Genomic DNA, 13,003 nt, shown 5'->3' on the forward strand with positions numbered 1-13,003 from the left:
TATCTTGCCTGTAGCGACCATGAAAACGGCAGATCCTGGCCCTTGCTACTATTATACTGACATGCTATTCTCGATCGATGAAGGCGGCCGGATTGGACAAGGTAATCGCGGAGAAGCAAAGGCAGTTGGACGAGTGGGCTAAAAATAAGTAGGCTGCAAAGCGTGGCGAGAGAGCCACTGCTATTGGATAGTTAAGGGGGCATGGTTAAACATGCCTCCTTTTTAAGACGTTCACAAAAGCTCTCCATTCTCCCCATCCAGAAACTCGCCATCTCTTAGTCGATTTACAAATTGCTGCAGCCAGTTGTAATAGGTAACGCCGTGGCGCAGCTTGTGCAGGTCACGCAGACACTCTCGTCTTTCATCATCGGTCGTTTCTTCAGCTAATGCCATTTCCGACAACTCTGGAATGACTTCATTAATTGCGCCAAGCATAACATCGACCTCACGCTGCAGCTTCATCGTGAAGAAGTTGCGAAACGTAATGAAGAAATCAGTCTCCGCTATATATTGATCCTTGCGCTCCTTTTTCTCCTCCAGCTTCGTAACCATTCTCGCATCCAGCAACGAGCGGACCGCATAGCTCATATTGCTCTTGCTCATGTTCATATATTGTTTCATGTCTTCAAGCGTCATCGGTTTATCCTCGAAAAACATAATCCCATATAGCTTGCCAAATGAATGATTGGCGCCGTATAAATCCATCGTTTCCGCAATCGCTTCAATAATTTGTGCCCGTAGCTCAGTACGTCGCGACACCTCAAGCTCTTCCTCTATTTTTCTCTCTAACGCTTCTATTTTTGCTTCTTGCCTCACATCGCCACTCCCTCTATTTAAATAATAGAAAGTATAAGTTTTTAACTTATCCTGTTTCTATATTTCATCGGTAAACGCGCCTGTCCAAAGGACGGCGAAGCCGTTTATCCTTGTCCACATATGTACCGTTTATTTACAAGAAATTAAATTGAAGTTGATCATGCGTTAACAGTTTAGGATTACATTGAATGTACAATATTTTTTGTACAAATGATGTTTATCGCACTTTACACGAACATATTATCAAACTTTCAAAAAAAATTGAACAACTAAACCTAACTTTTACAAACTGTTCATGTAATGAAATTGAGATGGGGGGATGAAGTTGTCAAGTATTTCATTAAAGTCACTTTCTAAACAATACACGAATGAAAAGCATACCTTAGAGAACATAAGCTTGGATATTAAGGATAAAGAGTTTCTAGTGCTGCTCGGACCGTCAGGCTGCGGCAAATCAACTTTACTTAGAATGATCGCTGGCATTGAAGATATTTCCAAAGGCGAAGTACACATCGGGGATGTCTGTGTGAATGAGCTGGAGCCAAAGGATCGAGGAGTGGCGATGGTATTTCAGAACTATGCACTGTATCCCCATATGACCGTTCACGAAAATATGGCCTACGGCTTGAAAATCAAAAAGATGAAGAAAAGCGAAAGAGAAAGACGAATTCAAGCTGCTGCTGAAATTTTACAGATCCATCCATTATTGAAAAGACTACCGAGTCAATTGTCCGGCGGGCAAAAGCAACGAGTAGCAATCGGCAGAGCTATTGTGAAGGAACCAAAGGTATTTTTGATGGACGAGCCGTTATCGAATTTGGATGCGAAGCTAAGAAATGAGATGCGTATTGAAATTAAAAAGCTGCATGAGCGATTAAACTCTACATTTATCTATGTAACGCATGATCAGGTGGAGGCCGTTACGCTGGGAGATCGGATTGCGATTATGACGGAGGGGAAGTTCAGGCAGATCGGGACGCCATTAGAAATTATGGAATGTCCGGTAGACATGTTTGTAGCCAACTTTATCAGCTCGCCGCCAATCAACTATTTGGACGCTGAACTAGTGGATCGAGAAGGGCGAATTTACGCGGACATGGATGGAATGCTGGTGGAAACGAACATACCCCATGATGCTATAAAACATCACCCTAAAGTAAAAGCGGGCATTAGACCGGAGCATTGCATCATCCTGGAAGAAAAAGCGCCTGATACGCTGCCAATGGAAATTTTGTTTACTGAAATCATCGGTACCGATGTGCTTCTGCACTTAACGTATAAAACCCAGCATTTTATCGTCAAAAAAAGCTTTGATCAAACCTATGCGAAGGGTCAAAAGCTATACGTAGCGCTGCAGCCAAAGCATATGCACTTATTTGATCCGCACACGCAAAAAAATATAAGGAGTCCACGATGATTGTTCTGATTTCACTGGATGGATTAGGCTATAAAAATTTTGAACGGTGGTCGCGGTCTTTTACAGACAAAGGCTTCGCATACTGCAGGCAAATGATGACGACATTTCCTTCGGTTACGTTCAACGCTCATGCAACAGCTATGACGGGAAGCAGTCATGATCGGCATTCGGTCTACGACAATATAGTAGCTGACGCGGCGACGATGGACAGAATCGCGTTGTATGGCGATCATGAAGCGCTTTGCAATGAAGCGCTGCATAAGCAAACGATTTTTCATTCTCTGTCTGCGCAAGGTTTGAAGAGCTGCTGCATCCATTGGCCATTAACGACAGGCAACCCGTACATTCAACAGCTTATAACAGAATCAAGCAGCAAGAAAAAAGCAGCGGAGTCAATCTCTTATGAAGAGCTGGATCAGACGGCGGCGCAAGAGACGATTGAGGCGGTTATGTCAGGGTCATTTGATTTCATAGCTGCGAGGTTCGTTGGGTATGATGCGTTGTCGCATGAGTATGGAAAGGATTCACGCGAGGCCATTCTTTGCGCAGAAAAGCTGCTGCAGCATATTCATCGGATTCATCATGCTTTAAGTGGATTAAAGCAGCCATTCCATCTATTTATTTTTTCAGATCATGGTCAAAGCGATGTAGAATCGTTTTTCTATCCTAACGAGATTTTGGCGCAAAGCCGTTGGTCTGAACATTTACTTAACAAGCAAATTCGCTTTGTTGGCGACGGGAGTGGAGCACTATTGTTCTATAGCAAGCTGACTAAGCAGATAAATCAAGAAATAATGGACCACTTCAGTCAAATGGAGCCTGTGCAGCATTTTCATGAAATAGAGGAACCGGCATATTCAGCCTCCCAAACGTTTCGACCAGTCGGCATCTTGGACTTGAAGCATACCGTATGCGGGGAGGATACAATCCCTCCAGATCAGCCGCAATATAAGACGCTGCGCAGCTTGCACGGTTACGATCCTGCTAATGTCGAGGAAATGAATGGGTTTATGGTTTGCATTGGTGATCAGCTTAAGCAAGGTCAGGTAATAGAGCATTCGCATCTTGTCAATATTGCGCCTACTATAGCAAAGCTGCTTCACATCCCTCACCAATGTGACGGTGGGGCGATTACAGACATCTTGAAGGAGCACGAGTAGATGACCAGATTTATAAGCAGAAATGTCAAAGACAATCTGTGGTCGTTGGGACTGCTGTTGCCGACACTTATCCCGTTATTCATTTTTTGGATTTATCCGATGATCAAAACCTTTCATATTAGCTTTACAGACTGGAACTATATTTCACCGACCTATAACTATGTGAATTTCGATAACTATACCAACTTTTTAGATGATTCTTTTTTTACTAAAGTGCTGGTCAATACGCTTGTGTTCACACTTTTTACAGTCATTCCGCCAATTGCTATCGGGTTGTTTATAGCTACTTTGCTCAACAAAATCAAAGTGCTGCGCAATTTCTTCGTCGCTACCATTTTTTCTGCCTGGATTACACCTACTGTAGTGGTGTCCATGGTGTGGGTCAGCATTTTTGACGGGGAAAATGGCATAGTGAATGCGTTCTTTAAAGCGGTCGGATTGGAACCAATTGAATGGCTAGGCGGGCAAACGACCTCCATGATTGTCGTCATTATCGTTACCATATGGAAATACTTAGGCCTAGCTGTGCTGCTGCTTACATCAGCATTAGCCAAATTAGATCCTGAAGTGGAAAAAGCAAATGATTTGGATGGCGGCAAAGGCCCGCGAAAGCTAATGAAAATAACGCTGCCGGCAATCTCGCCCATACTCGTATTTTTGTTTATTTTGTTCACGCTCGACTCGCTTAAAGCTTATGACCAGATTTATATCTTGACGCAGGGCGGACCTTCGGGAGCAACCTCGACAATTCTATACTACTTTTATGTGCTTGCGTTCGAGTGGTACGAGACTGGACCAGCATCAGCTCTCGCAGTGATTTTCCTGGCGATTTGTCTGCTCATTAGCGGTCTGAATTATGTAGTATCAAAATTTCTATTCAGCAAGTGAGGGGAGGGCAATGTACTTGGCAAGGTTGAAAAAAGGCATCAGTTACGCGGCATTAACAGTAATTGGCATCATCATGGTTTTTCCGTATCTGTGGATGTTTATGACTTCTGTGAAAGCAAAGGACAAGCTGTATAGCGGAGGGATTTTCCCAGATACCTTTCATTTTGAAAATTACATCAGAGTATTTACCGATACGAAAATGCTGCTTTATCTGTGGAATAGCATCTACGTCAGTGTCATTATTATCGTGTTCCAAATATTATCGGCGATTTTGGCGGCTTACGTATTTGCGACGATGAAAAAGAAGTGGGTGCAATTATGCTTCGTTATCATATTGGCTACGTATATGCTGCCATCAGCAGTGACGTACATTCCATCTTTCATTATTATCTCAAAAGTAAATCTGCTGGATACGCATTTGGGTTATATTTTGAGCGAAGCGATTAGTATCTTTGCCATCTTCTTTCTGAGGCAAACGTTTATTCAAGTGCCCAAAGAAGTGGTGCATGCGGCTAAGCTGGATGGGGCGGGACATTTGAAGCTTATTTTCACGGTATACATTCCCTATGCCAAAAACGCGATTGCTTCTCTCGTGTTAATTACATTTATTTATAGCTACAACAATTATATGTGGCCTTCCTTGCTCATCAAGTCGGAAGAAAACATGTTCGTCACGATCGGCTTGCGCAGATTATTTATGAGCCAGGCTGGTTATGGAATGGACTTCCCGCTTGCGATGGCTGCTTGTGCAATTTCACTGCTGCCAATGTTCATCCTGCTAGCCGTTTCTAATAAAAAGATTATTCATTCGATGGCGAACCTATACGTGAATAAATAAGGTGGTGATGTGCATTTAGCTGTATTCCATTCCATGGACTGATAAATATCGGATTGACGAAAAACACACTAAAACAGCAATTTATCGGGAGGAAAAAACGGTGAGAAATCGCAAAATGAATCTAAAACAAACTATTTTGTCTGTGATGTGTATGACCTTTATTTTCACAGGAGTCATTGGCTGCTCCAACGGCGCATCCCCGGGGAAAGAAGCGGGCGCGACAGCAACAGCCACGTCCACATCAAACAATAAAGATAAAGTGAAGCTTGAATTTTATTACGGTCTTGGCGGCAAGCTTGGCGAAACGATGGAAACGATCATTAAAGACTTCAACAGCAGCAGCGAGAAATACGAGGTTGTCCCCGTGATTCAAGGGAACTATAGCGAAACACTGCAAACCTTGCAATCATCACTTGCGGCGGGTAAGCCGCCTGCACTTGCTATCAATGGCTATCCGGAATTTATGAAGCTGGCTAAAAATGATGTGCTGCTGCCGCTGGACGAGTATATTAACCAGCCGGAGTACAATAAAGACGATGTGCTTTTGCTGGAGCAGGGCAATTATAATCAAGCAGCTCTAGGTGTGCCGGCATTTGTATCTACACAAATGATGTATTACAGAAAAGATATTTTTGACAAATACAATATCGATTACGATGCGCTGGAAAGCTTGGAGCAAGTGGCTGAGGCGGCAAAAACGATCAAGGAAAAAGAAGGTATTCATGGCTGGTCCATTATGTGGTATGCGGAGCATATGATCGACTACGCACGTTCCGCTGGCGGTGATATCGTGAGCGAGGATGGCAAGACCATCACGATCGACTCCGAGGAATGGATCTACGCTTGGGAAAATATTAGAAAGTGGATTCATGACGACAAAATTATGAATACTGTGTACGGCGGCAACGGCTGGGAATGGTGGTATAAAACGATTGATGGCGTCATGAACGGCAAGTCAGCAGGATACACAGGTTCTTCCGGCGACGGCGGAGATTTGGATTTCACCAAGGTGGCAACGGGCATGCAAAAAGGACTGAATGGCAGCAAGCCTAGGCCTGTAGCCGTATCGGTTATGTTCAACCTGTTCAAAAACTCTCCGAAAGAGCAGCAAGAGGGTGCTTGGGAATTTGTGAAGTTCTTCTCGCAAGCGGAGAAAACAGCTTTCTGGGCTGTTGAGACAGGCTATATTCCAATTCGAGACAGCGCTGTGACTACTGAAATCTATCAAAATAAATTGAAAGAAAATCCGTACTTGTCGGTTCCGCTTGAGCAAGCCAAATCGAATGGCATTCCACCTTTTGTCGATCCGACAGGCGGTAAAATCTATGCAGAAATCGAGCTGGCAAAGGATGAATTGCTGATCGGCAATAAGCCAGCGGCAGAAGTATTGAAAGCAGCGAAGAAAAAAGCGCAGAGCGAGCTTGATAAAGTTTTAAACCAATAATATACCCAAAATAAAACGACCTACAAAGGAGAAATTAACAATGAATCATAACATTCAACTAGCCGTTTTTGACTTGGCAGGTACGCTTGTAGAGGATAACAATGGCGTAAGAGACTGTCTCTATCAGGCAGCGGTAGAATTCGGCTTGCAGGTAACAAGAGATGAGATCAGCACGCATATGGGCACGAACAAAATTCATTTATACCAATTTTTAATTGCAAGAACGCGAGGTAATGTAATAGATTTTAAAAACTTTGAGATTGAGATTGATGAATCTACACATGATGAAGCTGTTCAAATCTACGAGAAGTATACCGAGTATATGATTGCATACTACAAAGAAAACTGCCGCGAAATCGCGGGCGCTACTGAAACTTTGAAATGGTGCAAGGAAAATGGGATCAAAGTAGCGACTGGCACAGGATTTCACAAAGAGATTAATCATGTCATTATGGAATCACTTGGCTGGGTAAAAGATGGATTGATCGATTATGCGGTAGATTTGGACATGGTTCCAGAGGGCAAGGGACGTCCGGCTCCGTTCATGCTGTTCAAAGCAATGGAATATTTGAATGTACAAAATGTGAGACATGTCATCAAAATTGGCGATACGCCTGCCGATATGCTTGAAGGCTATAATGCGGGCTGCAAAGCAGTCATTGGAGTAACACAAGGCTCCACGCCAATCGAAGTATGGGGCAAATACTACCACACGCATGTTATTCATACTGTAAAAGAGCTTCCTGAGCTGATTATGTCCGGTAAAATCGTATGATGGAGCAGCTCGAAAAAACAGCCAGCATCGGAATCGTATTGCCCAAGCTGTTCCCTTTTCCGCAAAACAAGCCTGAGTTGATGATTGAGGATTTGCTAACTATATTGGAGGACCCTTTCTTTACAGCGGTGGAAGTTTCCTATATTGCCGATCAGCCAACTAGAGAGCTTGCCAAAAAGTATATGCAGTATAGCGGCGTGGAAACGATCTTCAACGGCGGCGATGCATTTCGGGAATTAAGCATTAATTTGAGCTCCTTGGATGCGGACGTTAGGCAGCGATCTATCCAGCAATGCTTCATGCTTATTGATCATTGCTACGAGATGGATGCGAAAATTATGCATATCGTAACAGGGAAGTTCGAGGGTGAAGAAAACAAACGGCATAACATCGATGCGTTTATTGCCTCTACGATGGAGCTTTGCAAGTATGCGAAGGCGAAAGCCGACACCTATGAGCTTTGTATCAGCCTGGAAACCGGAGACAGATATTTGGATCGCAAATATTTGCTTGGGCCTACGAATGAAGCCGTTCATGCAGCGCAGATCATTCGCAGCGAATACGATAACTTTGGCTTGTTGCTCGACCAAAGCCATCTGCCGCTTATGGGTGAAGATCCGAGGAAATCACTTTGGCTGGCCAAAGACTACTTAACGCATATTCATATCGGCAACAGCTATATGAAGGATCGGCAAGCTTCTTATTTTGGAGACAAGCATCTACCATTTGGTGTCAAGGATTCGGAGGTTGGAGTAACCGAGCTAACGGCATTCATCGCCACTTTACGGGAAATTGGATTTTTTACTAGTCCCAAACCAACCAGAAAGCCGGTCATTACCTTTGAAGTAGGCCGACTCGAGCAGGAATCTCCAAAGCTCGTCATTGCCAATATAAAACGGACTTTTTTTGAAGCTTGGGCTAACGCATAACGAATAACAGGAGGGTGTCGATTAATTGTGGGCATTTATTAATAAGCAATGAGAAAGGGGAACGGAGAGCAAGCTTTGGGAATGGAGAAGCGGCAGCGTCCGCCTTTGTAGGACAATTTTATCCTTTACCGGGGTTATTCATTCAAAAAAATTGGACTACAACAGCGGTCGGAATCCCAAACTTGATCGCAGTGGAATCCCTTTCAATTGCTTGTTGCCCTATCCACAATTAATCGAACTCCCAACAGGGGGAAAAGCTAGACATGAACGTACTCATTACGGGCTATTTTAACGATGATTCCAAGCAGCGAGTCGTACAATCCTTTCCGCATGACTGGCAAATTCATATTATAGAGCCGCAATTGATCGAACAGTTTATCGGGGATGCAGAGGTGCTTATTCCAGAGCATATTCAAGTGAACGAGGCTTTGTTGGACCAAGCTCAGAGCTTGAAATTAGTTCAAACCGGTGCTGGCTACGACAATGTGGATATTGAAGCATGCACGAAGCGCGGCATCTGGGTGAGTAATGCAGCAGGCGTGAATGCCAATGCGGTTGCAGAGCATATTATGGCTTTAATATTAAACCACTATAAAAATATTTCGTACTTGGACCGTTTTATGAAACATAAAGGCGATGAGACCAAGCTCTCCTATACAGGCGGCGAGTTGTCAGGGCTAACTATCGGGACGATTGGCTATGGCGCAATTGGCTCTAGGGTAGGCAAATTTGCTCAAGCCTTTAATATGAAAGTGCTGGCCTATGACAACAATCCATCACTTTCAAGCGATGGTGTGGAGCTGGTGGATCTAGATATTTTGTTAGCCCATTCGGATATCGTCACCATTAACATTTTCCTTAATGAGGAAACAAGAAACCTTGTTGATCGGACATTTTTGAGCAAAATGAAAAGCAACGCAGTATTGGTCAATACGGCAAGAGGCCCGATTGTATGCGAGCCTGACCTGATCGAAGCGTTGAAGAACGGTGTAATTGGCGGTGCTTGTCTGGATGTGTTCACCGAAGAGCCGCTAAGCTTGGATAGCGAGCTTCGTTCGCTGGACAACGTTACGTTAACCCCGCATACAGCAGGTATGCCAGATGGAATGAAGTTCCATGAAACGAGATACCGCTTCTTTGTCAGCAATATTAATCGTGTCATGGGGAATGAGCCTCCGCAAAACAATTTGAATCAGATTTAATTGGGGATTAAATTTAACGGTACAGTGAAACAATTCAACAAATGGCCTTACCCTTTTGTATTAAGGACAAGGCCATCAGCCATTTTAGGGCAAAGCGCTTAATTTGCTGCTAAGAACGGAATAGCATAATTAGATTTGTGATTACCACATAGGGGCTAACCCATAAATGAACAGCTCCCCTTTAAGTAGACAGGTGAAATAACAAAACCTGCTGCTAAAAGGGGAGCTTTTTCATGCAGAAAGTACAATTTAGCGCGTCAGCGAATAGACACTAAATTAAGCTTGAATAGCGCCTGTGGCAACCGTTAGGGTCATTCTTTGCTCTGCTGTTCCGCTGTTCCGCCGCTCTGTTGTTCCGCCGCTCTGCTGTTCCGCTATACCACTGTTTTTTTGTTTCTTCGCTATTCTCTTGTTCCCGCTAACGGTTGCCAGTGACGCTATTTCGATTATTTTAGCCTATTTGAACATGTAACGGTTACCATAAGCGCTATTGCATCATTTTTCGAAGAAAATAGCGGTTTTTACCGTATTAAGCTCGATAGCAACCGTTAGAAAATAAATTCATTAAAAAAAGCAAGAATAGCGCCTGTGGCAACCGTTAGAATTCATTCGTTACTCGGCAGTTCCGCTGTTTTGCTGCTCTGTTGCTCTGTTGGTTCACTATTCTGCTGTGTCGCTATTCCGCCGCTCTGCTGTTTCGCTGTACCACTGTTCTTTTGTTTCTTCGCCATTCTCTTGTTCCCGCTAACGGTTGCCATAAGGCTGTCGATTCACTGTGGGCAGGTTATAAGATGTTTAACTGGGGACAACTCGGAATCGTAAGATGTTAAATTAACAGGCAGAACTAAAAGAGTATACAGAAGAAGTAAGGAATATTAATACCAAACAGTATTTTTTTATACCTGAGGTGGAGTTCCTTAAGGTCTATCTTTTTTCAACCAATTCCAAAAGAAAGCAAAGGTTACAAAAAAGTTTCGAGAAGGTGAAAAACAATTCATGTAGAATAATCATTTTATCGTAACAATTTTCTTATTCACTTAATTTCAACTAAGGAGCATGAAAAGCCTATGGAAAAATCCCCAGAAGATTCCTTGAAAATCTCATGTGAAGAATTAGGAGAAACTCTAATAAAACAGCAAGGTATGACATTTAAATTCAAAAATGTAGAAGGTCGTTTTATTCATACCTTTATTGCAGGAAAATTGTTATCTAAAATAGGCTTAACACCGGAAATCGTTATTGGGAGGGAACTAGGCGAGATTCTTCCCGCTGAAATAGCAAAAAATAAAGAATCGTTTTATAGGGAGGCATGGGAAGGGAAAGAAGATATTACATATGAGAGTGAATTGAATGGGGTATATTATCTGGCATCCCTGCAACCAATTAGGCAATTCGGCAAAGTGATCGAAGTAATCGCTTCATGTGTGGATATTACCGAACGAAAGAAAGCAGAAGAAGAACTAAGGGCAACAAAGGAATTGCTAGAGTCCGTAATAAAGAACTCCGCAGATAGCATATGTGTGACTGATACTGAAGGAAAAGTTATTCGAGTAAACGATGCATTCGAAAGAATATACGGCTGGTCTGAAAAAGAACTCATCGGAAAGCAACTGCCTAGTATCCCTGAAAATATATACGATAGCCTTGTAGAAATTTGTAAACCGGTACTTACTGGAAAGGAATCATCTATAAGTCTCGAAACGATACGTAAACGAAAAGACGGAGAATTGATACATGTCTTTTTAACCTTATCGCCGATAAAGGACGCGAGGAATGTTGTTGTTGCTTTGACTGGCATAACCCGGGATATAACGGAAAGAAAGAAATCGGAAGAGTTTTTCCGGAAAGCAGATAAACTGAATGTGGTTGGGCAGCTAGCTGCTGGACTTGCACATGAGATCCGTAATCCGTTAGCTTCTTTGCGGGGTTTTTTACAATTAATTATGTCCTGCCACATGGGAAAAGCAGAATATTTCGATATAATGATTTCAGAAATTGATCGCATAAATAGTATTGTAAATGAACTCTTAATTATTTCGAAGCCGCATGAAACAAGTTTTCGGAAAAATAATATAGGGATGATTCTAAGAAGCGTTGTAACATTACTTGAAGCACAGGCTGCTCTAAATAATATTCAATTCCATGTTGAAATGAAGGACAATATTCCTTTAATAGAAAGCTCCGAAATCGAAATTAAACAAGTATTCGTTAATATATTAAAAAACGCAATAGAGGCAATGCAAAATGGCGGAATTATACGTATCAAAGCTGTTGTCCAAAAAGATAACCTCCTCATTCGATTCATCGATCAAGGTTCAGGGATTAATGAGAGTGTTATCCCCCGCTTAGGCGAACCTTTTTTTACCACTAAAGATAACGGAACTGGATTAGGCTTGATGATGTGTTATAAGATCATTAATGACCATAAAGGATGGATACATATTAACAGTGTTGTTAATAAAGGAACAACAATTGATGTTATTTTACCTTACCATGAATGATCAGCATAAGATAACCTAAAAATGACCTGGACATCCACAGTTTGTGAATGTTCGGATCTTTTTTATGGGGACGGCCGTTTTTTTATAAAAATTACCCTTTCATAATCTTCCGATAATCACTTGGCGATTGCCCTATTATTTTATGAAATGCTCTTGAGAAATAAAGCGGGTCTTGAAAGCCGACCTTTAGGCTGATTTCCTTGATAGAACAGTCGGTAAAGTCAAGATATTGGCAGGCCTGCTGAATTTTCAATCGCATAAAATAATGCATTGGCGATATTCCGGTTACACGTTTGAACACAGATAAATAATGTGACCGGGAAAGATGGACAAACTCTGCCAACTGCCCGACTGTAAGATTAGCACTTAGCTGCTGCTTCATATATTCGATTGAACGGTCTACACAGTTGCTTGAAGCCTGGTTAGACGGATCAGCAGGCTGCAGCGAGGGCAAAGAGAGCATTTGCTGAAGCAGCTGATTGGCATAGATGCAGTGAGGTAGCGAATAGATTTTTTCCGAAATCGTATCGAAGCAGCTGTCAAATAATTTAATCCATTGAATCGCACTGGCCCCAGAAAGTTGCATTTTATTCTCCTGAAGCGGCAGCAGCTCGAAGTAATGCTCAGCTAAGATTCCGGTAAAATGAATCCAATAAATGCTCCACGGATTTGCTTCCGCTGCTCCATAGCTCTGAGGCATGTTCGGCGGTATGACGATAAGATCATTCTTTTGTACATGCTGCTTGCCAGATGAACCAAGCTTCACCCAGCCTTCGCCAGCTATGCAGAAAAGCAGAATATAAGAGGACGAGCCTTCGGCTCGTTCACGATAATGGTACTTGGCTTTTGGGAAAAATCCGATATCCGTTATAAATAACGGTTTAATAAGCGGGTACTGCGATAATTCCTCGATCAGCCTCTCATGAAGCACAAATAGCTTCTCGGATGGAAATCCCGTTTTTTTTCGCATTGTTTAAACCTCTCCATAACCGTGCTAATTTGGTATCTATCAGACTATTGTCCATATCAATCA

At 42.6% G+C, this 13,003-nt stretch carries 13 protein-coding genes; 10 read left to right on the top strand and 3 right to left on the bottom strand.

The window, feature by feature from the left end:
• The first annotated feature begins 77 nt into the window (after window positions 1-77).
• Window positions 78-152: a DUF3502 domain-containing protein gene (locus tag V1L65_RS09475; protein WP_331698997.1), complete on the top strand. Its 75-nt coding sequence runs from the start codon at window positions 78-80 to the stop codon at window positions 150-152.
• Between the two features lie 79 nt (window positions 153-231).
• Here the strand turns inward: V1L65_RS09475 and V1L65_RS09480 are convergent, their stop codons facing one another.
• Complete coding sequence (locus tag V1L65_RS09480; protein ID WP_442955682.1) at window positions 232-816, bottom strand: GbsR/MarR family transcriptional regulator; 585 nt, start codon at window positions 814-816, stop codon at window positions 232-234.
• A 325-nt stretch (window positions 817-1,141) separates the two neighbouring features.
• Between V1L65_RS09480 and V1L65_RS09485 the strand changes: the two genes are divergently transcribed.
• From V1L65_RS09485 to V1L65_RS09520, 8 genes are all read left to right on the top strand, one after another.
• Complete coding sequence (locus V1L65_RS09485) at window positions 1,142-2,233, top strand: ABC transporter ATP-binding protein (RefSeq protein ID WP_331698890.1); 1,092 nt, start codon at window positions 1,142-1,144, stop codon at window positions 2,231-2,233.
• A complete protein-coding gene (locus V1L65_RS09490) occupies window positions 2,230-3,393 on the top strand; it encodes an alkaline phosphatase family protein (RefSeq protein ID WP_331698891.1) in 1,164 nt (387 codons plus the stop codon). The genes V1L65_RS09485 and V1L65_RS09490 overlap by 4 nt, the downstream gene beginning before the upstream one ends.
• Window positions 3,394-4,281, top strand: a complete 888-nt coding sequence (locus V1L65_RS09495; RefSeq protein ID WP_331698892.1) for a carbohydrate ABC transporter permease — start codon at window positions 3,394-3,396, stop codon at window positions 4,279-4,281.
• A 10-nt stretch (window positions 4,282-4,291) separates the two neighbouring features.
• Window positions 4,292-5,119, top strand: coding sequence for a carbohydrate ABC transporter permease (locus V1L65_RS09500; protein WP_331698893.1), 828 nt, complete (start codon window positions 4,292-4,294; stop codon window positions 5,117-5,119).
• Between the two features lie 100 nt (window positions 5,120-5,219).
• A complete protein-coding gene (locus V1L65_RS09505; protein ID WP_331698894.1) occupies window positions 5,220-6,563 on the top strand; it encodes an ABC transporter substrate-binding protein in 1,344 nt (447 codons plus the stop codon).
• 40 nt (window positions 6,564-6,603) lie between these two features.
• Window positions 6,604-7,338, top strand: coding sequence for an HAD hydrolase-like protein (locus V1L65_RS09510; RefSeq protein ID WP_331698895.1), 735 nt, complete (start codon window positions 6,604-6,606; stop codon window positions 7,336-7,338).
• Window positions 7,335-8,267 (top strand): sugar phosphate isomerase/epimerase family protein, encoded by a 933-nt coding sequence (locus V1L65_RS09515; RefSeq protein WP_331698896.1) that lies wholly within the window; start codon window positions 7,335-7,337, stop codon window positions 8,265-8,267. Before V1L65_RS09510 ends, V1L65_RS09515 begins: the two co-directional genes overlap by 4 nt.
• A 263-nt stretch (window positions 8,268-8,530) precedes the next feature.
• Window positions 8,531-9,469, top strand: a complete 939-nt coding sequence (locus V1L65_RS09520) for an NAD(P)-dependent oxidoreductase (protein ID WP_331698897.1) — start codon at window positions 8,531-8,533, stop codon at window positions 9,467-9,469.
• A 605-nt stretch (window positions 9,470-10,074) separates the two neighbouring features.
• Here V1L65_RS09520 and V1L65_RS09525 read toward each other — a convergent pair.
• Complete coding sequence (locus V1L65_RS09525; RefSeq protein ID WP_331698898.1) at window positions 10,075-10,200, bottom strand: hypothetical protein; 126 nt, start codon at window positions 10,198-10,200, stop codon at window positions 10,075-10,077.
• 336 nt (window positions 10,201-10,536) lie between these two features.
• Here V1L65_RS09525 and V1L65_RS09530 point away from each other — a divergent pair, with 336 nt between their 5' ends.
• A complete protein-coding gene (locus V1L65_RS09530) occupies window positions 10,537-11,970 on the top strand; it encodes a PAS domain S-box protein (protein WP_331698899.1) in 1,434 nt (477 codons plus the stop codon).
• A gap of 91 nt (window positions 11,971-12,061) precedes the next feature.
• Here V1L65_RS09530 and V1L65_RS09535 read toward each other — a convergent pair whose 3' ends face one another.
• The gene (locus V1L65_RS09535) at window positions 12,062-12,940 is read right to left on the bottom strand and encodes an AraC family transcriptional regulator (RefSeq protein ID WP_331698900.1); all 879 of its coding nucleotides are present in this window, start codon (window positions 12,938-12,940) and stop codon (window positions 12,062-12,064) included.
• Between the last annotated feature and the right edge of the window lie 63 nt (window positions 12,941-13,003).

This window comes from Paenibacillus sp. IITD108 (assembly GCF_036541265.1).
In the GTDB taxonomy this organism is placed as follows: Bacteria; Bacillota; Bacilli; order Paenibacillales; family Paenibacillaceae; genus Pristimantibacillus.